Raw genomic sequence first — 21,378 nt, forward strand, 5'->3', positions numbered from 1 at the left:
CACGGTCGTCCGCGCCCCGAACGATGTCAACGGGCCCGCCACGCCGTTCCGCCAGGACAGCCGGACGCGTTGTCAATCACTATCGAAGTTATGCGGATCAGTCGTTTGTTGTTAACGGCGGCCCTCCTGATCGGCGTCCTGCCCGCGCCGTCCGCCCAGGCCGCGGCCGCGTTCCCACGCATCGACGCGACCGGCTTCCAGCTGGTCTCCGGCGACACGTTCACGACGTACGGCGAACGTGTCGCGCAGCTCGAGACGAAACCCCAGCTCGCACCGGTCGGCGTCACCGAAGTACTCGCGGCGTCCAACCGGACCGGGCGGGCGCTGTGCCACTCGACGTACCTCAACGCTGCCCTGAATCCACAGGGGTTCTGCTGGCAGGACGGGGAGGACGACGACGAGAACGTGTGGATCCCGCAAGGCGTCAGTGGCTCCGGCGACGCGCAGCCGGCCGGGGGCGCGCGGCGGGTCGCGGTCGCGAGCTGGCACAACACCGACGACACGGCGATCCGCGTGTCGTTCCTCGACCTGGCGACGAACAAGTACCGGCACGTGCTGCTCGTCGAGCCGACCGCGGACGGGAACTTCCAGGCGATCGCCGGACACGGCCACGGGCTGTTCTGGTCGGGCAACCTGTTGGTGGTGGCGACCAGCGGATCGGTACTGCGGGTGTTCGACCTCCGGCACATCTGGCGCACCGACACCTCCACCGGAGAGGTGGGGCTAGGTGTCGACGGCAAATATCACGCACTCTGGCACGCGTTCGCGCTCCCCCAGATCGGCGCCTACTGGTACGCCGGTGGCGGCTGCGCGAACACGACCGGGACCAAGCCGTGCTTCGCGTCGCTCGGTATCGACCACGGCGGGGCGGGCTCCTTCGTCGCGGCCGAGCACACCGAGCGCGGCGGTGGCCGCATCGTGCGCTGGCCGCTCGACGAGTCGACCGGATTGCCGCGCGCGGGCGCCGACGGCGTCGTCCATGCGGTCGAGGCGTTCGACTCGCCCGTGTGGGGCATGCAGGGCGCTGTCTCCGACAACAACAACTTCGTGATCTCCGGCGTGTGTCCGGAGTACGCCGGGAACATCGGCGACGGCGTCGACTACCCGAGCTGTCTGCACCGTGGCATCGGCGGCGAGTCGACAACGGCGTGGACCCAAGCGCCGAAGAACACCGAGGACCTGTCCTACTGGCCGGCGACCAAGGAGCTGTGGCTGATCAGCGAGCAACTCAGGGAGCGGGTGACCGTCCACATCCCGTTTCCCTGAGGGTTGACCACCCGCCTGCAAGGATGGGCGGGTGAGTGAGTTCTGGGACAGCGTCACGTCCGTCCAGCCCGAGCCGTCCCTGCGGTTGGTGATCGGGACCGGTGTGGTCGCGCTGCTGCTGATCGCGTGGCGGCCGTTCTGGCAGTTCACCCGGCAGGTCGTGACGATCGCGCACGAAGGCGCGCACGGTCTGATCGCCGCACTGGTCGGACGGAAGCTGTCCGGGATCCGCCTGCACTCGGACACTTCTGGCGTGACGGTGTCCCGCGGACGCCCGACCGGCGCGGGCATGATCGCCGTACTGCTGGCTGGTTACCCGGGCCCCGCTCTGTTCGGCCTCGCCGCCGCGTTCGTCCTGAGCCGCGGGTACGCCGTCGCGCTGCTGTGGGGACTGCTGCTCGCGCTGGTGATCCTGCTGCTGCAGATCCGCAACCTCTACGGTCTCTGGTCGGTGCTGGTGTTCGGTGCCCTCGTCTTCGGCGTGTCGTGGTGGGGCTCGCCGTCGGTACAGTCCGCGTTCGCACACCTGCTCACGTGGTTCCTGCTGCTCGCCGCGCCGCGAGCGGTCATCGAACTCCAGCACTCGCGCCGCCGCGGCCAAGGTCGTACGTCTGACGCCGACCAACTGCGCCGCCTCACTGGCGTGCCGGCACTGATGTGGGTCGGCGTGTTCGGGCTGGTGACCCTCGGCTGTCTGGCGATCGGTGTCGTGTGGTCCGGCGTACTGCCGAGCTAGGCAGGCGGCGGCAGCATGACGCCGAAGCCGGTCACTGCGAGCCGTAGCAGTACTTGTCCCGGCCGCAGCAGGTCAGCCACCTTGGCCGCACTCAGCACCTCCAGCTCGGCCAGCCGCTTCTCATAGCTGCCGTCGAGGCGCGCCTGCTGCAGCTCGGCGGTGTTGTGCCAGACCTTCTGCCGCGACTCGCGCAGGAAGCGTTGTGAGGCCAACCGGTTGAACGGTGTGAGGACGCGATCGACCAGACTGCGCGGACCGGTCGCCGCGAGTTCGTCGTCCTCGGCCCCGACCCGCTCCGCGAGCACACCGTCGATCCGTTCGTGATCCCGGCGGCGCCGATCCATCAGGTGCCGGTCGAGGAAGTCGTCGTCGCTGATCACCGCGAGCAGTGCCTGCGGCAGGTCGTAGTTCACATGCGCGTTGATCCCGAGCAGGACGTGTACCAGCGGCGGCAGATTCTCCGGCGCATCGAACGCCAGCCGCCAGGGCCGCGCCACCCGGTCGCCGTCGTGCGCCTGCAGGTAGAGCTCGGCGAATCTCACGTCCCACACCTCGACCCAGCGGGGGTCCTCGAACCGCGCCCGGTCGATCGCTCGCCCGACTGCCTCGGTGGTCCGCAGATAGGTCCCGAGGAAGTATTTCCGGTGCGCAAGCTCGGGCGGCACGTCGTCGAGGCGCAGCCGCATCCGAGAAACCACGTCCGCGATCGGTCTACCATCTTTCATCGGATCTCCGCAGGGGGAGGGATCATGTACGCCAGATCAGGACCACTGTCCTTCGACCCGGTGCTCGTCGGCAACCGTGAGGCCGATGCCTGGGCCGCGTATTACCGCCACGAATGGCGCACGTTTCTCACGGCCGCCGTCGGCATGGTGTCGGCCGGCTTCGGTATGCCACCGCATCGAACACTCCTCGGAGCATGGTGTGTACTCCGAGCGAACCAGGTGTGGTCGCCCTACCCGGACAACCAGCCGGACGCGGCCCGCGCCTACATGCGCCGCTTCTACGAACTCGTCGTCCTGTCCGGCGCGCTGGCCTTCGAGCCGGTCGAGGCCGCCCGGCTGGAGGTCGAGTGGTGGCGCGTTCACCGAGTGCATCAGCATTCGGACGATGTCACCGAGCCGCAGCTGGTCTCCGCACTCGTCGACCTGTACGCGTACGTGTTCTGCGCGGACCGCGGCGCGCTCGAGCCGGCCGCGCAGAAGCGGGTCGACGCGATGAACCTTTCGGACCAGTGGGTCCAGGCCGGTTGCGATCGCGACGACCCACTGCTGGCGGCGGAACGACAGGCCCTGGTCGCCTCGTACACCGCCCTCCGCGCCGCCGTGGAGCTCTAGGCGCGTCCGCCGGCGATCGGGCGCCCGCGTTGCGCCACGCCGGGACCGCCGTACGGATAGTCGGCCGCCCCTGGGTCGCTCGCTTCGTCGAGCTTCGCCGTCTCGTCCGCGGTGAGGTGCAGGTCCGCCGCGGCGAGGTTGTCGTCGAGCTGCTCGAGCGTGCGGGCGCCGAGGATCACCGACGTGATCGCCGGCCGGTCGACCAGCCAGGCGAGCGCGACCTGGGCCATCGAGATCCCGCGGGCCTCGGCGATCTCCCGGACCGCGCCGACGACGTCCCGGACCCGCTGGTTCGTACTGCGCCGTACCACGACTCGACGCCGCGATCCGGGTTCTCACCGAGCCTGGTGCTGCCGGTCGGCTCGTCTTCAAACGAGTACTTCCCGGTCAGCCAGCCGCCACCGAGCGGCGACCACGGCAGCAGACCGAGCCCGTTCTCCTGGGCGGCCGGGACGATCTCCCACTCGATCTCGCGAACCAGCAGGTTGTACTGCGGTTGCAGCGTGACGAGCCGCGACCAGCCGCGCCGGTCGATCAGGTCACAGGCCTTCTGCAGCTGCCATCCCGTGAAGTTCGACAGGCCGCCGTACCCGATCTTGCCGGACCGGACGGCGTCCTCGAGGAAGCTCAGGGTCTCCTCGAGCGGGGTGACCGGGTCCCAAGCGTGCAGTTGGTACAGGTCGATGTGATCGACGCCGAGGCGCTGCAGCGACGCGTCGAGCGCGCGCCGCAGGTGCCGGCGGGAGGTGCCGACGTCGTTCGGGCCGTCACCGGTCGGGAACCGGCCCTTGGTCGCGAGTACGACGCCGTCGCGCGCGGAGCTCCTCGCCAGCCAGCGGCCGACGATCTCCTCGGACACGCCGGCCGTGTACACGTCCGCGGTGTCGACGAAGTTGCCGCCGGCCTCGACGTACCGGTCCAGTTGCGCGTGCGAACCGGCCTCGTCGGTCTCGTTGCCGAACGTCATGGTGCCGAGCGCGTACGTCGAGACGACGGCGCCGCTCGCGCCGAGAGTGCGATATTCCACCATTGGTCCCTTCTCAGAACTGTCTCCACGGCAGACTACGGTGGCTGTCATGAAGACGAGTGAACTGCTGATCGACGCACACAGCCGGGTCCACGAGGTCCTGCACGACGTCGTAGAGGGGCTCGACGAGAAGACGCTCGCAACCCGGCCGGGTGATTCCGCCAACTCCATCGCCTGGCTGGTCTGGCACCTGACCCGGGTCCAGGACGACCACCTCGCCGACGCGGGTGGGTACGAGCAGGTGTACACGGCCGACGGATGGTTCGAGCGGCTCGCGCTGCCGCTCGACGCGGCCGACACCGGGTATGCGCACACGTCGGAGCAGGTCGCGCAGGTCAAGCTCTCGGCAGACCAACTCCTCGGGTACTACGACGCCGTGCACGCGCGGACCGCGGAGTTCCTGAGCACCGTGACCGACGAGGGCCTGGACCGGATCGTCGACCGCCGGTGGACACCGCCGGTCACGCTCGGCGTCCGGCTGGTCAGCGTCATCGACGACTGCGCCCAGCACTCCGGCCAGGCGGCGTACGTGAAGGGGCTGCTCAGCTGAGCGTCGTCTGCCAGAGGGACGTGCCGGCGATCAGGTAGAGCTTGTGGTCCGGCATCAGCACGGCGGCCGTTGGTGATCCCTCCGGCCCCTGGGAGTCGCGGACGGTCCAGTGACCGTCCTGACCGCTGATCACCTTCACCTTGTTGTCCTGAGCAACGACCTGGACGATCGTGTCACCGTCGCGCACGGGCGGTGGCAGTTTGTCCTTGTCCCCCACCGGGACCGACGGGAGTCCGTGCAGGCGTTTCGCCGTCCCGTCGGCGTCGAGCTGCCACATCGCGAGTTGGCCGTCGACGTACCCGGAGATCACGCAGTCCTTGGCGCAGGTGGCAGTGTTGGCCTGGCTGCGGTTGCCCGGCTCGGGCAGGACGATCCGGGTCCAGCCCGAGTTGAGCTTGGTGGAGCGCCAGACGGCGGCCTCCTGGGCGACCACGTTGGGTGCGAGCCGCACCTGCGAACCGACGATCACGATGCGCTCGCCGAGCGTCGTACCGAAGCCGGGGCCGACGAGGAGGGACGGCGTACTCTGCAGGACGGTCTTGGTCGGGTCCTGACGGGTCCACTTGTTGCCTTCGGGCAGCCAGACCATCGCGTCGTTGCCGGTCTGCACACCGCCCCATGAACCGAGCAGCGCCCGGCCGCTCGGCGTGATGACGGCGCTGTAGAGGTCGCCGGCGGTTTGGCCGCCGAACGTGAAGAAGTCCTGCGGGCGTTCGATCAGACCGGTCTGCGGGGTGCCGCTCCAGACCGTCCAGCGGGTGTTCGAGTGCGCGCCACCGGCGGCGCCGCCGAGAGCAAGCAGTTGCTTGCCGTCGTATGCAATCGAGTACCAGATGGCTTCGAACGCGTACGGGCTGGCGGGGTTGGGTTTGACGGTGATCGAGGTGCGCTTGCCGCTGCCGTCGAGGAGCTGCAGCTCCGGGACGACCTGGGCGCCGCGATGTCGAAGGCCGATCAGCAGCTGGTCGTCGTGCGCGGTCAAGGTGACGGGCTCGGCCGGGGTGTCGACCTTGGTCCACGCGACCGTTTGCGGCTTGGCGTCGTCACTGCAGGCGGCGAGGGTCGCGAGCAAGAGGATCGCGATCGCAGTGCGGCGGCGCATCTCAGCGGCTCTGCGGGAGCTTGGTCGTCTTCTTCCGCCCGGTCCGCGGCGCGGAGGGCGGTGGGACCATCGGACCGATGTCGCCGTCCGGTGCGGTGTCGAGATCGATCATCACCGGCGCGTGGTCACTCGGTCCGGTGCCCTTGCGCGCCTTGCGGTCGATCCACGCGGCCTTGACGCGCTCTGCGACCGAGTCGGTCGCGAGCATCAGGTCGATGCGCATGCCGAGGTCCTGATGGAACATGCCGGCGCGGTAGTCCCAGTAGCTGAAGACGCGGTTGTCCGGCCAGCGGTCGCGGACCACGTCGTGCAGGCCCTTCGCGGCCATCAGCTCGGCCAGCGCCTGCCGTTCCGGTGGGGTCACGTGCGTCTGACCGACGTACGCCGCCGGGTCGAAGACGTCGGCGTCGGTCGGGGCGATGTTCATGTCACCGCAGACGATCTGGTCGGCCGGCCCGTCTGCGACGACCTTCGTGAGCGCCGCAAGCCAGGCGAGCTTGTAGTGGTAGTGATCGGAGTCGGGAGTGCGGCCGTTCGGCACGTAGAGCGAATGGATCCGGATGCCGCCACAGGTCGCGGCCACCGCGCGCGCCTCCGGATTCGGGAAGCCGGGCGCGCCGGCGACGCCGGTCACCACGTCCTCGAGGCCGACCTTCGAGAGCAGGGCCACCCCGTTCCACTGCGGTTCGCCGTACAGGCCGATCTCGTAGCCGCGGCCGGTCAACTCGGCGCCGAGCAGCGTGGTGAACGCGTCGTCGGCGAGCTTGGTCTCCTGCAGGCACACGACATCCGGCTGCCGCTCGTCGAGCCAGTCGAGCAACCGCGGCATCCGCTGCTTGACCGAGTTCACATTCCACGTCGCCACTCGCATCCGACCAAGGTAGCCCCCGCCGGGGACCATTTCAGCCGAGCTTGGGTGCCCGCCAGACCAGAGTGTTCAGGACGTCGGTGTCCGGGCGGTCGACGCTGTTGTTGTGGCGGGGTTTGTCATGCCGCCCCCACGCGTCGTCACCCAGCCATGCCGGTACGCCGAACGGCAGGTCGCGCGGCGGGATCGGCGCGTAGTCGGCCTCGAGGAACTTCGGGCCGTAGTTAGGCCCCGTGGCGTCGCCGTCCGGGTCCGGAGTCACGATCGCGCGCAACTCGGTGATGGCGGCGCGCCAGCTGTCGATCAGCACCTTCGGCTGGTGGCTCGACGGATGCGGCACCTCGAACACCGGCACGTTCGGCTTGCCCGTCCACAGCTCGACGGCGGACCGTGCCTGGACGCCGAACGCCACGATCGCCTGCAACGGCGGACCGGTGATCAACTCGAGCAGCGTGTTGCGCCAGGTCAGTTGATCGGGCCTGGAGAGCAACGGAACCGCCTGCTGGGCGCAGGCCGGGATGAGTCCGTAGGCGTATGCGTTGACGAGCGCGTAGCTGCGCGTCAGGCCGAGCTTCGTCAGGAAGCCCTGCACCCGTTGACCGGCGTCGCCGACCAGCGTGCGGCCGGCGATGCGTTCGGTCGGTCCGGGGTCGGACGCGACCGCGAGCAGCCGGGCCGTGCGGTTCAGCCGGCCGCGGTAGAACACCGGACCCCAGTCGTACCAGAACAATTCCTTCAGCTCCACGTAACTCGGCACTTTCGCGAAGTGCCGCGCCACCGTGGCCGGCGGACCGGGATCGAAATCGGCCATCGAAGTCCTCCCCCTCGACGATCCACGACCTTACGCTCGTGACCAGGGGCGGCACGGGGAATTCTACGGGAGGCAATGCCATGTTTGTACTGCGTGGAACCGTGGTCACGATGCGACCGGGTGGGGAGATTCTTCCGGGCGCCGCGGTCTATGTCGGCGACGACGGGTTGATCGCCGCGGTCACCCCGCTGGACGCCGTACCGCCGGGATTCGAGAACGCGCCGCGCATCTCCGCCGGCGGATTGATCTGTCCCGGGCTGATCGATCTACACAATCATTTGATGTACAACAGCCTGCCGTTGTGGACGGAGCCTTCGCGCGCCGTTCCGTGGACGTCGCACAACCAGTGGGGACGCGCACCGACGTACAGCGCGCAGATCAGTCAACCGGCCCGCCTCCTCGGCGCCGCCGCGGGACGAGCACTCCTGAGGTACGTCGAGACGCGGGCGATCGTCGGCGGTACGACGTCCATCCAGGGGAACCCGCGGGGCGCCGTACCGCCGGACAACGAGCTGATCCGGAACGTCGACTCGGAGAAACTCGGGACGCCCGAGGATTTCATCCGGGTCAGCACACTCGTTGCCGATAGCAAGGACGCGCTGGCGCCTTATGTCGCGGCCGTCGCCGCCGGCCGAGGATTCATCGCGCACTCGGCGGAAGGATCGGATCCGAAACTGCGCGCCGAGTTCCGGTTGCTCGCCGACGTCGGAGTGGTGACGCCGCAACTCGTCGCGATTCACGGGGCGGCGCTGAATGCCGACGATTTCGCGACGATGAAGGCCGGGAATTCGACGCTGGTGTGGTCGCCGTTCTCGAACCTGTGGTTGTACGGCGCGACCGCGGACGTGAAAACCGCGCAGGCCACCGGGGTGCGCTTGTGCCTCGGGTCGGACTGGGGTCCGTCCGGCACCAGGAATGTGTTGTGGGAACTGAAGGTCGCGGATCTCTGGAACCGGACGGAATCGGTCTTCACTGACTCCGAACTCGTGCGGATGGTGACGTCGAACCCGGGCGACGCATTGACCGAGGTCTGGCCGCGTCCCGTCGGCCGGCTGGAGCCCGGTGCCCTCGCCGACCTTCTCGTACTGCGTCGCACCGACGTGGACGTCTATCGGAGCATCATCACCGCCACCGAGTCCGACGTACGCCTGGTCGTCGTCGGCGGCAAGGCCCGCTACGGCGTGCGCTCCTTGATGAAGCCACTCGCTCCGTTGGCCACCCCAATCAAGGTCGGCCGGCTGTCCCGCGTGATCGACTACGGTGATCCGGCCGTCACGTGGGACTCCGTCGTCGCCGCCCTGGAAGACGTCCGCGCCGATCCGCCCGGCGCCTCGGCGCGCGTGACGGCGACCTTCGCGAGGCTCGCCGCCGCTTTCCCCGCCGCTTTCACCCCTGACCCCGATGGGACCGCGGACGGCTTCGCGGCCGCCGCCTCGCAGCCCGGCGCGTTCGTCCTGCTGCCGGACATGCCGGCGCCCGAACTCGACGACGAAGTCCGCCGCCGCGGCACTGCCGGCGCCACCCCGATCCCGGTCACCATCCCGCCACTCGAACCACTCACCACCGGCTCCGCATGGTTCGACGCGGTCGACGCCAACCCGTTCCATGGCGGTCTGCTCAGCGGACTCCGTGCGTACGCCTGAGACAACTCGTCACCACCCCCGCCGGCCGGGGTAGCGTCCAGCCACGACTTCGTGAGGGCAAGGGGCAGGGGTGGCGATGCTGCATGGTCTCGGAATAGGTCAGCAGGACGAAATGGTCTACGTGGAACTGCTGCGCCGACGCAGGGCTACCGTGACCGATCTGACCGTGGCTGTGCAGTTACCGTCCGAGACCGTGACCGGTGCGCTCGTCAGGCTCGCCGGGTTCGGGTTGGTCACGGGTGACGAGACGGGCCAGTACAACGCCGTACCTCCGGACGTCGGGCTCGGGACGCTGATCGTTCAGCACCAGACGACGCTGCAACAGGTGCAGCACCGGCTGACCGAACTGGTGGACGTGTACCGCACCGGCGCGGCGTCGACGATGAGTGAGGTGGAGGCGCTCACGACACCGGAGGAGCTCGCCACCTGGGTGGACAACATCGAGCGGGGCGCCCAGCACGAGTTGCTGGCGTTCTTCCGGCCGCCGTACGTGCTGGACGGTGACTTGGAGGTCACCACCGACGTGCCGTCGTACCGGTATGTGTACGAACGGGCCGCTCTGGACGATCCGCGGACACCGGCCGAGATCGGCCGGTTCCTGGACGGCGGCTACCAGATCCGGATCGTCAACGAACTGCCGAGCAAGATGATCATCATGGACCGGACGATCGTGCTGCTGCCGATGCTGCCGGACCAGACCGGGATCGACCCCGGCTTCCTGCTGGTCCGTGGCCAGTCACTGGTCCGCTTGCTGGTGGACCTGTTCGAACGGGTCTGGCAAGTTGCGACGCCGCTTCGGCTGAGCGCTGCCAGCCTGGTCGAGGGCGGTCCGGCCTGGGACGACTTCGACATCAAACTACTGACCTACCTGCTGTCCGGAATGCCGGACAAGACCGCAGCCGGCCGACTCGGCACCAGCGAGCGGACTGTCCAGCGCCGGATCCGGCGACTGATGGAGCTGTCCGGCACCGACAGCCGCATGCAGCTGGCCTGGTACGCCGCCCGCTCCGGCCTGATCGCTCCGTGACGAAAGGTGTCCCCACCCGCGGCCGCGGGTGGGGACACCTCGGGGATCACCGCAGCTGGTAGGCCCGGGTCACGGTCTGCTCGACCGTGGTGCCGTCAGCGTCGGTGGCTTCGACCTTCAGCGCGACGAACCCGTTGGTCGTCCGCGGCGCCTTCACGACTCCGGTGGCGGTCGCGCCCCCGGTCGTCGTCACCGCGGCCGGCGTCCAGGTCGCGCCGTCGTCGTACGAGGCCGACAGCTTGACGCTCTTCAGCTTCGGAGCGGCCAGCCCCTTCGGGTACCGGAAGCTCAGGCCGATCGGCACTGCCTGGCCCGCCCGCACACTGTTGTCGAGAGCAACGTTCAGGTCGTAGTCGACCGACAGCACCGGCAGCAGGCTGCGGTCGGTGTGCGCCGACACGAACGTCCAGGCGGTGTTCACCTTGTTCGACGTCGCCTGCTGCTTGCTGACATCGAGCACCAGCTTGTACGTCGCCTGCTGCGGCACCATCGGCCACGACACCGAGCTGGCAGGTGCCGACCCGAGCAGCTGACCATCACGGTAGACAGTCGTCTTCTTCTGCTCCAGGTTGCTCGGCAGGCTGACCCACTGGCTGCTGTTCTGGCTCAGCAAGGCGGTCACATCCACCCCACCGAGTTCACCGATGCGTACGGCGCCGTCCGGGTGGTTCGGCGTGATGGCCGAGCGAACCACCGGCTTGTTCCACGCCTGGCTCGTGACCTGCCCCGGCTGGAGCACCCTCGGCAGAGACTGGACCGCACCGCCCATCGGCTCCCAGATACCGGACGGCGACACCAGCTCGAAGGTCCGCACTCCGGTGCTGACGTATTCGGTGAGCTTCCGCGGCATCGCGTTCCGCTTCAGCGTCATCACGATGAACGTCTGCGCATCCGACAGCAGCATCCGCGCGTAACCACCCGGTGCGGCCGGCGTCGCGGAGTAGAAGCTGCTGTCGACCGTTGCCAGCTCCCGCGAGTCGACGCGGTACTGCTGCGCCGCGCTGATGCCCTGCTGGGTCTTCAGCACCTCGTAGGTGTACGCCGGCACCGCAGTACCCCGGAACAACAGCTTGGTGTCGCCACGAGCGGCCAGGGCCGCCAGCTTGGCCCCCTGCTCGCCGGACAGCGTCAGCGCGGGGATAGCGGTCGGAGTGGTCTTCAGGACCATCGCACCCCAGTCGCCAGGCGTGTCGCTGTAGATGACGACCACGCCGGCACCTGCGGCGGCCGCGTTCGTGATGACCTGGTTGGTCGAGACGGCGTCACTCCGCTTGACCAGGGCCACGTTGCCGCGGACCGACGTACCAGCGAAGTCCTCTGGTCGGCCTGTGCCGGTGTTGACCACGCGGAGCAGGCGTGTGCCGTCGATGCGGGCGGAACCTGCCCAGCCGTCGATGTACTCCGGTGCGAGGCTGTAGACGCTTCGACCGATCACCTGCGTCGACAGCTCCGGTGCGTTGGTCGAGAAGTGCAGCCGGTGCTCGAGCAGCTCTTTCTTACCGGTGGACGGGATCGCCCAGAGCTTGGTGTAGCCAGGAGCGTCGGACTGCAGCTCGTACCGCAGCGGGTTGGTGTTGCTGAGGAACGACAGGCTCATACGGACCTGGTTGGCCTGACTCGGCTTCGGCGTCTGCAGACCGACCTGGTGCGCCTTGGTGCCGTCGAAGGTCAGCGCGCGGTCCTGGTCGAGTACTACGCCGGACTCCGCGCCGTACACGACCTCGCGGGCCTGCAGGTAGTCCGGAGTGAAGCGGTAGGTCATCGACTCGAAGGCGTACTCACCACGTGGCAGGTTGAGCTGCACCGTGCCCTCGGTCCCCGCGAAGTAGTACATCTCGGCCGGCTTCGGGTTCTTCAGGTCGAACACGTAGACCGTGCCGTACGACGACGCCGGTGCGTTCTTGTCGTGGTCCTTCACGTTGATCGTGACGTTGAACCGCTCGACGTCCTGCACGAAGCCGACGGCCGTGGTGACAACGGTCTTGCCGTCCGCGGACGTCGCGACCACGTGCTCGCCGTACGAGCCGGTGGGCATCGTGCCGCCGGTCAGCGTCACCGGTACGCCGGCAGTGCCGTGCGCCGGGATCGTGACGGAGTCCGCACCGAGCTTGAGGGCTCCGGCCGGGACAGTAGTACCAGCGGACTTCCACGCCAACGAGAGGGTGACTGCCTCATCGCCGTTGTTGGCGTAGGTGAGCTGCTTGACGTCCGGGTCGGTCGAGCCGAACGGACGCATCCCGAAGTCGACGACACCGTCGGCGGACACGGTCTGCTTGAACGCGCGGCTGACATCGACCCGGCCGGCACCCTGCAGGTAGACAGAGGTGTCAGCGGTGGTCTTCGCCGTGCTGATCAGCTGGTTCTTCAGCTGGGCAGGCGTCCAGTCCGGGTGCTCCTCTGCCAGGATCGCAGCGGCGCCGGCAACGTGCGGGGTCGCCATCGACGTACCGCTGGCCGCCGTGTAGTTGGCGTCCACCGGGTGGCCCATGGAGGTGCCGGCCGCGCGGGCGGCGACGATCTCCGAGCCGGGTGCGGTGATCTCCGGCTTGAGGCCGCCGTCCGCCAGCGGGCCGCGGCTGGAGAAGTAGGTGACCGCGTCGTCGTGGTCAACGGCGCCGACCGTCAGCGCGGACTGCGCGTCACCGGGCGAGCCGACCGTCGAGTCGGCGGGGCCCGAGTTGCCGGCCGCGATCGTGAACAGGACGCCGGTCTGCGCGGTCAGGGTGTCGACGGCGTCGACCAGCGGGTCCTCCTCCTTCGGACGGGCCGGTCCGCCGAGGCTCATCGAGACGACCTTGGCGCCGGAGTGCGCGGCCCAGTCCATGCCGGCGAGGATGTCGGACTCGGCGCCGGAGCCTTCGTTCGAGAGGACCTTGCCGATGACCAGTTCGGCGCCCGGCGCGACACCGCGGTACTTGCCGCCCGACGCCGCGCCACTACCGGCGATCGTCGAGGCGACGTGGGTGCCGTGACCGTGGCCGTCCTGGACCGTCTGGCCCGGGACGAAGCTCTGGCTGGTGGCGATCTTGCCGGCCAGGTCGGGGTGGTTCAGGTCGACGCCGGTGTCCAGGATCGCGACCTTGACGCCGGTGCCGTCGTACCCGGCCGCCCAGGCGTCGGGAGCGCCGATCTGCGGGACGCTCCTGTCGAGCAGGGCGTGCATCTTGCTGTCCAGCCAGACGTGGTCGACGCCGCCTGACAGCTTCGCCTTGGCGCCCGGCACCACCGAGTCCCAGAACGAGACGGTCGTCTTCTTGTCCGCGGTCAGCGCCGCACCGCTGATGCTCGGCAGACCACGCTTCACCTTGGTCCCCACGGGGGCGGTCGGCGCGACGCCGCGTGCAGAGGCCGAGCGGCCGGAGTACCGGACGATCAGCGGGATCGAGCCGCTGTGCGCGTCGTCGTACCCCTGCGCGACCAGGCCGGTGACGTTGAACAACTGCTGGTCGAGCTTTCCGGACGCGATCATCGGCTCGGCCTCGGCCGGGATCACATAGACGTCCTTGCCGACCGCGTAGCTGCGGAAGTTGCCCGCCGAACCGGCGTGCGGGGTCACCGCCACGGCCGGCTTCCCAGCGGACGTCGTCAGGGTTGCGACGTCACCGGTCACCAACGTGACCTTGGACGCCGGTTGCTGCGCCGCTGCCGTGGGCGTGACCCCGGCCGCGGGGGTCGGCGCGACCGCGGGGGTCGGCGGCCCGGCGGAGGCGATCCCGCTCCCCGGCACCACGAGGGCGGCGGCGAGCGCGACGCCGAGCAGCATCGATCTTCTGGTTGCCATCTGGGTGGCCCTCCTTCTTGCCGGATTCCTTTCCGGTGGCGGAAAGCCTCGCCGTGCCGACCGGGGTGCCGCTACGGATCCGCCTGGCGATCACCCGACATGACGGGTCGCCGCCAGCCTGTAGGCGGTCTCGCGCTCCGTAGTTATCCACATACTTGAAGTCACCGTGCTGGGAGCCGTCGAATCACGGCACTCTCTTGGGCAAGGAGATTGGCGGCGAAAGGGACGGGATGGGAGAGCTGGACTGTGAACCGGCGGACGTGACCGCGCTGGTGGCGTACCTGCGCGACATCGGGCAGCACGAACTACTGACGTTGGAGGAGGTGAACGAGCTCTCGCACTGGATCGAGGCCGGGCTGCTCGCGGCGGAGCGGCTCGGTGCCGGCCCGGGGCGGCACGATCCGGGTGACCTGCGCGCGGTGGTCACGCTCGGGCGGCAGGCGTGGCAGCGGATGATCGAGGGCAACCTGCGGCTCGTCGTGTCCCTGGCCCGGCGGTACGGCGGGAAGGGCATCTCGCTGCTGGACCTGATCCAGGAGGGCAACATCGGGTTGATGCGGGCGGTCGAGCGGTTCGACCACCGCCTCGGCCACCGCTTCTCGACGTACGCGATCTGGTGGATCCGGCAGTCGATCGGCCGCGCGATCTCGGACCGTTCCCGCCTCGTCCGGATGCCCGCCCAGGCGTACACCGACGCGTCGCGACTCGCCTCCACCCGGCACGAGCTGATCCAGGAACTGGGCCGCGAACCGAGTACGCCGGAGCTCGCGCGGGCGACCGACCTGACCATCGCGAGGATCGAGCGGGCGCAGGCCTGGCGGATGCATCCCGAGACGCTGGACCTCGACGACGCGGATCCGGTGATCGACGACGACCCGATCGTGCTCCGCGCCGCCCTGCGACGTGATCTCGCACACCATCTGCAGTTCCTCGACGACCCGCACCAGTCCGTGCTGCACCACCGGTACGGGCTGCTCGACCACATCCCCTGCACAGTGGAGGAAACCGCGACCCACCTCGGAATCACCCCGGACAAGGTCCGCACGCTCGAACGCGAAGCGCTGCGGCACCTGCGACGCCGCGCGCTCCCGCAGCTCCGTGACTACGTCGCCTGACAACGGACTTGGAGGGGCTGGAATGATGTGGGTGTGAGACTTCTGCGTACGGCCTGGCCGCGTGAGTTGACCGATGCCGTCGCGGCGAAGGCGCGTGCGGTGACCGGGCGCAAGGAAGACATCCTCGCGGCCGTGCAGCTGGCCAACGGGCGCTGGGCCGCCGGCACCCGAGCGGCCGTGTACCTGCCCTCCGACTCCGCGGACGCCGACCGCCGGGTCGGTTGGGAGACGATCGAGCGCGCCAACTGGGACTCCGAGGCGTCGGTCCTGCACATCTTCGAGACGACCGCCTTCGGCACCCCGTTGCGGGCGACCGAGCTCAAGGTCGAGGACCCGGCGCGGTTCGGGCAGCTGCTGCGCGAGCGGGTCGACGCGAGCATCGTCGTACAGCGTCATGTCCCCCTCGCCGGCAAGCGCGGCGTACGCATCGTCGCGCGCCGAAGTCCGGCCAGCACGGAGGCCGAAGTCCTCTGGAACGCCGTTCTGGACAAGGGATTGGAGCCCGACCAGCCGGGCGTCCTGGACGCCGCCGACGCCGCGCTCCGAGAGGTCCGCGAGGAGTTCGGAATCTGACCCCGCAGGCAGCCGAATCCCGTTTTTGTAGTTCGTCACCTGCCTGCTAACCTACTCAGGTCCTCGGGATTCGGGGCCAAGCAACACCACGATCCCGCGTAGCTCAATTGGCAGAGCAGCCGGCTGTTAACCGGCAGGTTACTGGTTCGAGTCCAGTCGCGGGAGCAACACACCAGCCGGTCTCCTCCTCGAGGAGCCCGGCTTTCTCATGTCGAGGGTGGGCACATGTTCCGACAATCCTGGCTGGTCCTGCTCGGCGCTCTGGTTCTGCTGAGCGGCTGCGGCACAGATCCCGCGGCAACATCAGAGCCACCTCCAGGACCGCGGCTCGCGCCGACTATTGCACCGACCCCGTCGCCGACTCCCCCGCCGCCGCCCTGTCCGGCATCCGGCGCCGCCATCGCCGTCGGACCTGTGGAGGCGGCGCTCGGACATCGAGCCGTGGTTTTGAAACTGACGAACTGCCGCTCCACGCCGATCACCCTCAACGGATACCCCGAGCTCGCCGTCCTCGACGCCCGGCACCGGACGATGAACGTGAAGGTGACGCGCGGATCGTCGTACATGGCGATCGACAGCGGAGCCACGCGAATCGTCCTGCACAAAGGGCAAACAGCACTCGCCGCCGTCTCCTGGTCGAACACCGTAGAGGTTGCCGAGGACAAGGTCTCCGGCGCCTACCTGGCGATCACCGCCCGCGCGGACGACCGCCCTGTCGTCCGGCCGGTCGACACGGATCTCGGCACAACGGGCAAGGTCACGGTCACTGCCTGGTGCCTAACGTTCAAAAACTGAAAATTCGCCCCACCACTATTGGCCTAGACCAGCCCAGGCCGTAGCTTCCTCCCAGATCCCGAGGGGGGCCTCGGGGATGAAGGGGAAGGAACCCTGTGAACATCAAGAAGGTCTGGACCACCAAGGGCGGCCGGCTGCTGGTGGCGGCCGTGCTCGGGGCCGGCGTGCTGGTCGGAGTCACCGTGGCGGCGAACGGCGCCGTACGGCCGGACTGCAAGAGTCTGTCGTACCCGCTCTGCCCGCGGTCCGTCGCCGCCTCCCAGGTGGTCGACAACAGTCTGCCGGCCAGCAAACTCACGAAGACCGACCGGGACGCGTTCCTCAAGGACACCGACGCGTACGGGAAGTCCGGCGTGGCGGCCGACTTCAAGGCCAAGCCGATCGACAAGATCGGCGGCTCGTTCAAGACGAACAAGACGAAGATCGGTGAGTTCACGCTGAAGCCGGGCACCTGGCTGCTGAACTCGACCGCGTTCTTCGCGCGCACCACCGCCGGCGCACCCGGCACCCGGCCGGAGCTCGCCCTGCGCGTCGGCGCGACCGCCTCGGCCTTCGGCGACGACTTCGGCACCATCCTCGGCGCCGAGATCTCCCCGGCGAAGGACCGCGAACTCACCGGCTCCACCGTGAAGGTCGTGACCGTCGACAAGACCACCACCGTCGAGGTCTTCGCGTTCGGCTACAACGACGACGCCAGCTCCGCCGGCAGCGGCGAGATCGACGCCTCCGCGTCCGTCACCGCCGTCCTCGTCGGCTGAGACCGACAAGCTGAAACGCACGACTGGCTGAACCACGAGGCCCTGACCGCAGACAGCGGTCAGGGCCTCCGCGCACTCGGACGCCGCACGGGGCCACCTGTCGGCCCCGGCACCGTCGTGCTCCGGGAGGAAGCAGTCGCCTACTTCCCCTTCTTCCGATCGATCGCCCGCTGAATACGGTCCTGAGGCTGACCGAGGATCTTCGCAAGCAGCGGCACACGGTACTTGTACGCCGCGATCGCGCCCACCACGATCACCAGGAAAATGAACCAGCCCATCGGTGTTCCCTTCGTCCGGACCTGCCTCCATCATGCCCGGTCCGCCCTAACAACCCCTCAGTCAAACCCCTGACCGACCCCTGGTTTCACACCCCACCCCCACCGACCGGATACGATCTGCCGCACACGGGGCGGTAGCTCAGCTGGTTAGAGCAGGGGACTCATAATCCCTGGGTCACGGGTTCGAGTCCCGTCCGCCCTACTTTGCAAAACCGCAGCTCACGACCACATCCCACGGTGACCCCCAGCAGCAGGAAAGGATCGGGGGGGGGTATGAAGCCCGCGCCCTTCAGTGGGTTCACCACCCCGGAGTTCTGGGACGACGAGCACATCTCCGCACAGATGCTCGCCGCTCACCTCGACCCGGATACTGGCGCGGCGTCGCGGACACACGAGTTCGTCGCCCGATCCGCATCATGGATCGCCGCAGTGCTCGCGCTGGGACCTGGCTCGTCGGTCCTGGATCTCGGGTGCGGCCCGGGCCTCTACTCCTGCCACCTCGCGCGCGCGGGCATCACGGTCCGAGGGATGGACATCTCCAGGCGCTCCGTCGCCCACGCTCACTCCGTAGCACAAGACGAAGGCCTGCCTGCGACGTTCGACGTCGCCAGCTACCTCGATGGCGGGTTCTGGGCCGAACCGCCATATGAGGGAATCCACAAGCGGTTCACCTATCCAGACCAGCGGCTCGTACTCGACCGCTTCACCATCACGAAGGACGGCCACGCAAGGCAGTTCTGCAACTGGATGCACTGCCTCACGCCGGACCAGGTCACTGCAGAACTCACGGCCGCAGGCCTCGCGCTCCCTGACCTCTGGGGCGACGTCGCCGGCTCTCCGTACGACGCGACCTCGGAGACCTTCGCCGTTGTGGCGCGGCGGCCAGCGGCATAAACCTGTGCTGGCCGGCTTCGCCGCAGCACCCGGGGGTGCGACAGCAGATCGTGGCTGTCAATAACCCCGGATGGCCGAGCGTCACCTGACAGCGACGCCACGCATCGTGTCTGAGGCCTCCGGTCGGCCGAGCACCATGACCACTCCGAACGAAGGAGAGTGAAACCCATCAATCCGAAGAGCGGTGAGGGCGTCGGAAGTCCTCCGACGTACGACGACAGCGTCCCCGCTTCCGTGCTCGCCGCGTCCACGGCAGGGCTGTTCGACAACGGCACGACCACGGAGGCCATCACACCTGTTCAGGCCCACGGCGCACGCTATATCCCGAAGAGCAACGTGCTGCAGCTTCCGAACGGGCACTGGCGATACTTGCCGGCCGGCGGGACACAGCCGATCACGGTCGAGGCGAATGACCCTGGCGCGTTGCGGCAGATCGCGGAATCGACGGCGTGGCTCGAGCGCGGCAGCGTACCGGGCGAGCCCGGTCCGCAGCGGGACGCGGCCGCTCGGGCGCTGCTCTCCATGCGTGCGCTACTGCAACCGAACGGCGCCTCGGCAGCGGCCTGGCACTCGATCTGGAAATACTCGTGGCCACGTGACTCCAGCTTCGTGTCGGCGGCGTTCGCGCACACCGGACACTCGAGCGAGGCCTACCAGATCCTCTGCTACAACGCGGCGACGCAGCGACGCAGCGAGCCGACGGAACCTGGGAGGCACGGACCAAACTGGACGGGTCAGGGCCACCGGACGGTCGCGAATGGCAACTCGACGGAAGCGGCTGGGTGCCCTGGGCAACCTGGCAGTGGTACCAGACCGCCCCAGCCGAGAACCGGCAGGCCCGGCTCGCGGACCTGTACCCGATGATCAACGTGCCGCGAACTACATTGCGGGCTCGCTCGATCCTGAAGGCCTGCCGCCCGCGTCGCCCGACTATTGGGAACTCGGTACCGAGACCGCGAACATCGGCACCGCAGCGCCTCTGCTCAGCGGGCTGAAGTCGGCCGTCGACCTCGCCCGCGTGCTCGGCCACACCGCCGACGCCACCTGGTGGACGACCGCCGCCGGCCGCCTGTCCGTCGCAATCAGCAAGCACTTCGCCCCACTCGGATACCAGCGCACCATCGACGGGAAGCACGGCTACGACAGCGCCTTGGCGTTCATGGCACCCCCGTTCAACGAGGCGCCAGCCGACTTGCCCGCCGCGCTCGATGCGACATATCAGGCACTCGTTCGCCCCAACGGCGGTGTAGTCCCCGGCAACGATCCAGACTTCGACTGGGGCGAGTCCACCTGGACCCCGAGCACATCGTTCTTCGCATTGGCCTGGGCGGGCCTTGCCGACACGCCCAAGGCACAGCCGGTGCTCGACTGGGTGCTCTCCAAACGCAACATCCTCGGCGAGCTGCCCGAGCTTGTCGACGGTGATGGATACCCCGCGTCGACCGTGCCGCTGGGCTGGACCGGCTCCCTGCTGGTCATGACGCTCACCCAACTCCAAGACCACAGCATCGCGACACCACCACACGCCGCCTGAAGCCCGTACTGGTCCCACGTCCCGGGTGGGCGTGGGACCAGTGTCGCCTCTACTCAGGCCTACGTCCGATCAGTGGTGCATGCAGATCGACGCCGGATTGCTGGTCTTGCAGAAGTTGGCCCGGAACACGATGTTCTTGCCAGAGCGGTCCCAGAAGATGTCCAGGTGGTTCTTCTTGAAGAAGTTGCGCACGACCGCGACGTTCTCCGGGGCATCCGAGCCGGCCAGCGAGCCGTTGAGGACCGCGAGACCCGCTGACGGGATGCCACCGGGCTTGGACGCGTTGTTGCCGACGATCCTGTTGCCCGTCACCAGCACATGGTCGGCACCGAGCACGACGACGCCGTTACCGGACACAGCCGGTCCACCCTCTTCGGGATCGGCCGGGCAGAACCGGTCGTTGTCGGTGATCAAGTTACCGATCAGGGACCACGCGCCGGCCGGACGGTTGACCCCGCCTGGAGTGGTGCCGTTGGGCCCGGTGTCGAGAACCAGGGCGCCGATGCAGTTGGCCCGCATCACGTTGTGGGTCACCAGGCCATGCCGTGAGTCGCGCATGAACATTCCGAACGAATAGCCCTTCAGCAGGTTGTGCGCCACGTACGCTCTCGCGTTGTCGGTGTCGCCGACATACAGGCCTGCCTCGCCGCCGTTGCCGAGCTCCGTGTTGTGGGTGAAGACGATGCCCGTGGACTCGAACGCTGCCGCCCCGTACTCATGGTGCCTCAGCCCGGTGTGATGCGACACCTCGATCCCGCGCTTGGCTCCGGACGCCACCACGCCGATGGACGGGTGGCCGTCCGTGGTGAGGTTGCTGACCTTGGACCTGCGGTCCGGACCCATGAACGCGAAGCCAGAGACCTCGTCCGGTTTCGCCCAGCAGGCAGTTTTCGTGAACTTCTTGGGTGGTTTGACGACCGTACGACCCTGGCCGGCACCGACGATCGTGAGTCCCTTGCCGACGACGCAGACCGCGTCGTAGTACACGCCTTTCTTCAACCTGATGGTGTCACCTGAACGGGCCTTGTCGACCACTTTCTGGATCGAGTGGCCCGGTTGCACCACCCAGGTCGTCGAGTGGCGCGTCCCGGTGGCTGATGCCGGCCCCGCGCTCGCGACGATCAGCCCGACGATGGTGACCAACGTGACGACCAGCCACCGACCTGGTCGTCCCGCCCGGCCACTACCGCGCGAGCTGCGTCCTGTTCCTGCTGAAGATTTCGACCACGGCTGAACGCGCATGGTCCCTCCCTGTGCCTCGATGGCATGGTGGCCGACCGGGC

The 21,378-nt window shown here is 68.3% G+C and carries 21 protein-coding genes and 2 tRNA genes; 14 read left to right on the plus strand and 9 right to left on the minus strand.

Going from position 1 to position 21,378, the window contains the following annotated elements:
• Nucleotides 1-90 precede the first annotated feature (90 nt).
• Together AC0662_RS24975 and AC0662_RS24980 are read left to right on the plus strand one after the other, a co-directional pair.
• Nucleotides 91-1,266 (plus strand): hypothetical protein, encoded by a 1,176-nt coding sequence (locus AC0662_RS24975; RefSeq protein ID WP_478303572.1) that lies wholly within the window; start codon nt 91-93, stop codon nt 1,264-1,266.
• Nucleotides 1,267-1,297: 31 nt separating this feature from the next.
• Nucleotides 1,298-2,002, plus strand: coding sequence for a M50 family metallopeptidase (locus AC0662_RS24980; RefSeq protein WP_452198131.1), 705 nt, complete (start codon nt 1,298-1,300; stop codon nt 2,000-2,002).
• Here AC0662_RS24980 and AC0662_RS24985 read toward each other — a convergent pair.
• Nucleotides 1,999-2,727: a DUF5995 family protein gene (locus AC0662_RS24985; RefSeq protein WP_478303574.1), complete on the minus strand. Its 729-nt coding sequence runs from the start codon at nt 2,725-2,727 to the stop codon at nt 1,999-2,001. The two genes, AC0662_RS24980 and AC0662_RS24985, sit on opposite strands and share 4 nt — an antisense overlap.
• A 24-nt stretch (nt 2,728-2,751) precedes the next feature.
• On the opposite strand from AC0662_RS24985, the gene AC0662_RS24990 reads away from it, so the two are divergent.
• Nucleotides 2,752-3,339 carry a hypothetical protein gene (locus tag AC0662_RS24990; protein WP_452198135.1) on the plus strand — a complete coding sequence of 196 codons (588 nt, stop codon included), beginning with the start codon at nt 2,752-2,754 and terminating at the stop codon, nt 3,337-3,339.
• Here AC0662_RS24990 and AC0662_RS24995 read toward each other — a convergent pair.
• Together AC0662_RS24995 and AC0662_RS25000 are read right to left on the minus strand one after the other, a co-directional pair.
• Nucleotides 3,336-3,593: an aldo/keto reductase gene (locus AC0662_RS24995; protein WP_478304206.1), complete on the minus strand. Its 258-nt coding sequence runs from the start codon at nt 3,591-3,593 to the stop codon at nt 3,336-3,338. The two genes, AC0662_RS24990 and AC0662_RS24995, sit on opposite strands and share 4 nt — an antisense overlap.
• Nucleotides 3,515-4,369 (minus strand): aldo/keto reductase, encoded by an 855-nt coding sequence (locus AC0662_RS25000; RefSeq protein ID WP_478303576.1) that lies wholly within the window; start codon nt 4,367-4,369, stop codon nt 3,515-3,517. Before AC0662_RS25000 ends, AC0662_RS24995 begins: the two co-directional genes overlap by 79 nt.
• A gap of 46 nt (nt 4,370-4,415) precedes the next feature.
• Between AC0662_RS25000 and AC0662_RS25005 the strand changes: the two genes are divergently transcribed.
• On the plus strand, nt 4,416-4,916 hold the full coding sequence (locus AC0662_RS25005; protein ID WP_452198139.1) for a mycothiol transferase: 501 nt from the start codon (nt 4,416-4,418) through the stop codon (nt 4,914-4,916).
• On the opposite strand, the gene AC0662_RS25010 is transcribed toward AC0662_RS25005, so the two are convergent.
• Genes AC0662_RS25010 through AC0662_RS25020 form a run of 3 tightly spaced genes read right to left on the minus strand, consistent with a single transcriptional unit; the run spans nt 4,909 to nt 7,697 of the window.
• Complete coding sequence (locus AC0662_RS25010; RefSeq protein WP_478303578.1) at nt 4,909-6,018, minus strand: hypothetical protein; 1,110 nt, start codon at nt 6,016-6,018, stop codon at nt 4,909-4,911. The two genes, AC0662_RS25005 and AC0662_RS25010, sit on opposite strands and share 8 nt — an antisense overlap.
• A 1-nt stretch (nt 6,019) precedes the next feature.
• Nucleotides 6,020-6,889 (minus strand): exodeoxyribonuclease III, encoded by an 870-nt coding sequence (locus tag AC0662_RS25015; RefSeq protein WP_452198143.1) that lies wholly within the window; start codon nt 6,887-6,889, stop codon nt 6,020-6,022.
• 31 nt (nt 6,890-6,920) lie between these two features.
• Nucleotides 6,921-7,697, minus strand: coding sequence for a uracil-DNA glycosylase family protein (locus AC0662_RS25020; RefSeq protein ID WP_478303580.1), 777 nt, complete (start codon nt 7,695-7,697; stop codon nt 6,921-6,923).
• Nucleotides 7,698-7,777: 80 nt separating this feature from the next.
• On the opposite strand from AC0662_RS25020, the gene AC0662_RS25025 reads away from it, so the two are divergent.
• Together AC0662_RS25025 and AC0662_RS25030 are read left to right on the plus strand one after the other, a co-directional pair.
• Nucleotides 7,778-9,340, plus strand: a complete 1,563-nt coding sequence (locus tag AC0662_RS25025) for an amidohydrolase family protein (protein WP_478303582.1) — start codon at nt 7,778-7,780, stop codon at nt 9,338-9,340.
• Nucleotides 9,341-9,416: 76 nt separating this feature from the next.
• Nucleotides 9,417-10,367: a helix-turn-helix domain-containing protein gene (locus tag AC0662_RS25030; RefSeq protein ID WP_452198251.1), complete on the plus strand. Its 951-nt coding sequence runs from the start codon at nt 9,417-9,419 to the stop codon at nt 10,365-10,367.
• A gap of 46 nt (nt 10,368-10,413) precedes the next feature.
• Here AC0662_RS25030 and AC0662_RS25035 read toward each other — a convergent pair whose 3' ends face one another.
• Nucleotides 10,414-14,148, minus strand: coding sequence for a S8 family serine peptidase (locus tag AC0662_RS25035; RefSeq protein WP_478303584.1), 3,735 nt, complete (start codon nt 14,146-14,148; stop codon nt 10,414-10,416).
• A 230-nt stretch (nt 14,149-14,378) separates the two neighbouring features.
• On the opposite strand from AC0662_RS25035, the gene AC0662_RS25040 reads away from it, so the two are divergent.
• The 5 genes from AC0662_RS25040 (at nt 14,379) to AC0662_RS25060 (ending at nt 17,389) form a co-directional block, all read left to right on the plus strand.
• Entirely contained in the window at nt 14,379-15,263 is an 885-nt protein-coding gene (locus AC0662_RS25040; protein WP_478303586.1) for a sigma-70 family RNA polymerase sigma factor, read from the plus strand.
• Between the two features lie 33 nt (nt 15,264-15,296).
• Nucleotides 15,297-15,836 carry a hypothetical protein gene (locus AC0662_RS25045; RefSeq protein WP_478303588.1) on the plus strand — a complete coding sequence of 180 codons (540 nt, stop codon included), beginning with the start codon at nt 15,297-15,299 and terminating at the stop codon, nt 15,834-15,836.
• Nucleotides 15,837-15,928: 92 nt separating this feature from the next.
• Nucleotides 15,929-16,001, plus strand: a tRNA-Asn gene (locus AC0662_RS25050).
• Between the two features lie 60 nt (nt 16,002-16,061).
• Nucleotides 16,062-16,631 (plus strand): DUF4232 domain-containing protein, encoded by a 570-nt coding sequence (locus AC0662_RS25055; protein ID WP_478303590.1) that lies wholly within the window; start codon nt 16,062-16,064, stop codon nt 16,629-16,631.
• A 95-nt stretch (nt 16,632-16,726) separates the two neighbouring features.
• Nucleotides 16,727-17,389 (plus strand): hypothetical protein, encoded by a 663-nt coding sequence (locus tag AC0662_RS25060; RefSeq protein WP_452198156.1) that lies wholly within the window; start codon nt 16,727-16,729, stop codon nt 17,387-17,389.
• A 140-nt stretch (nt 17,390-17,529) separates the two neighbouring features.
• On the opposite strand, the gene AC0662_RS25065 is transcribed toward AC0662_RS25060, so the two are convergent.
• Nucleotides 17,530-17,667 (minus strand): hypothetical protein, encoded by a 138-nt coding sequence (locus AC0662_RS25065; protein ID WP_198681893.1) that lies wholly within the window; start codon nt 17,665-17,667, stop codon nt 17,530-17,532.
• Between the two features lie 128 nt (nt 17,668-17,795).
• Between AC0662_RS25065 and AC0662_RS25070 the strand changes: the two genes are divergently transcribed.
• The 3 genes from AC0662_RS25070 (at nt 17,796) to AC0662_RS25080 (ending at nt 20,095) form a co-directional block, all read left to right on the plus strand.
• A tRNA-Ile gene (locus AC0662_RS25070) sits at nt 17,796-17,869 on the plus strand.
• A gap of 71 nt (nt 17,870-17,940) precedes the next feature.
• Nucleotides 17,941-18,561 carry an SAM-dependent methyltransferase gene (locus tag AC0662_RS25075; protein WP_452198158.1) on the plus strand — a complete coding sequence of 207 codons (621 nt, stop codon included), beginning with the start codon at nt 17,941-17,943 and terminating at the stop codon, nt 18,559-18,561.
• Between the two features lie 757 nt (nt 18,562-19,318).
• Nucleotides 19,319-20,095 (plus strand): hypothetical protein, encoded by a 777-nt coding sequence (locus tag AC0662_RS25080; protein ID WP_478303592.1) that lies wholly within the window; start codon nt 19,319-19,321, stop codon nt 20,093-20,095.
• A 69-nt stretch (nt 20,096-20,164) separates the two neighbouring features.
• Here AC0662_RS25080 and AC0662_RS25085 read toward each other — a convergent pair whose 3' ends face one another.
• On the minus strand, nt 20,165-21,238 hold the full coding sequence (locus AC0662_RS25085; protein WP_478303594.1) for a right-handed parallel beta-helix repeat-containing protein: 1,074 nt from the start codon (nt 21,236-21,238) through the stop codon (nt 20,165-20,167).
• Between the last annotated feature and the right edge of the window lie 140 nt (nt 21,239-21,378).

The organism is Kribbella sp. NPDC043289, from assembly GCF_056436705.1.

Excerpts from the sequence above, each read along its gene's own strand:
- AC0662_RS24975 (WP_478303572.1), top strand. The coding sequence starts at position 91 with ATGCGGATCAGTCGTTTGTTGTTAACGGCGGCCCTCCTGATCGGCGTC.
- AC0662_RS24985 (WP_478303574.1), bottom strand. The coding sequence starts at position 2,727 with ATGAAAGATGGTAGACCGATCGCGGACGTGGTTTCTCGGATGCGGCTG.
- AC0662_RS24990 (WP_452198135.1), top strand. The coding sequence starts at position 2,752 with ATGTACGCCAGATCAGGACCACTGTCCTTCGACCCGGTGCTCGTCGGC.
- AC0662_RS25000 (WP_478303576.1), bottom strand. The coding sequence starts at position 4,369 with ATGGTGGAATATCGCACTCTCGGCGCGAGCGGCGCCGTCGTCTCGACG.
- AC0662_RS25005 (WP_452198139.1), top strand. The coding sequence starts at position 4,416 with ATGAAGACGAGTGAACTGCTGATCGACGCACACAGCCGGGTCCACGAG.
- AC0662_RS25010 (WP_478303578.1), bottom strand. The coding sequence starts at position 6,018 with ATGCGCCGCCGCACTGCGATCGCGATCCTCTTGCTCGCGACCCTCGCC.
- AC0662_RS25015 (WP_452198143.1), bottom strand. The coding sequence starts at position 6,889 with ATGCGAGTGGCGACGTGGAATGTGAACTCGGTCAAGCAGCGGATGCCG.
- AC0662_RS25020 (WP_478303580.1), bottom strand. The coding sequence starts at position 7,697 with ATGGCCGATTTCGATCCCGGTCCGCCGGCCACGGTGGCGCGGCACTTC.
- AC0662_RS25025 (WP_478303582.1), top strand. The coding sequence starts at position 7,778 with ATGTTTGTACTGCGTGGAACCGTGGTCACGATGCGACCGGGTGGGGAG.
- AC0662_RS25030 (WP_452198251.1), top strand. The coding sequence starts at position 9,417 with ATGCTGCATGGTCTCGGAATAGGTCAGCAGGACGAAATGGTCTACGTG.
- AC0662_RS25035 (WP_478303584.1), bottom strand. The coding sequence starts at position 14,148 with ATGGCAACCAGAAGATCGATGCTGCTCGGCGTCGCGCTCGCCGCCGCC.
- AC0662_RS25040 (WP_478303586.1), top strand. The coding sequence starts at position 14,379 with ATGGGAGAGCTGGACTGTGAACCGGCGGACGTGACCGCGCTGGTGGCG.
- AC0662_RS25055 (WP_478303590.1), top strand. The coding sequence starts at position 16,062 with ATGTTCCGACAATCCTGGCTGGTCCTGCTCGGCGCTCTGGTTCTGCTG.
- AC0662_RS25065 (WP_198681893.1), bottom strand. The coding sequence starts at position 17,667 with ATGGGCTGGTTCATTTTCCTGGTGATCGTGGTGGGCGCGATCGCGGCG.
- AC0662_RS25075 (WP_452198158.1), top strand. The coding sequence starts at position 17,941 with ATGAAGCCCGCGCCCTTCAGTGGGTTCACCACCCCGGAGTTCTGGGAC.
- AC0662_RS25080 (WP_478303592.1), top strand. The coding sequence starts at position 19,319 with ATGGCAACTCGACGGAAGCGGCTGGGTGCCCTGGGCAACCTGGCAGTG.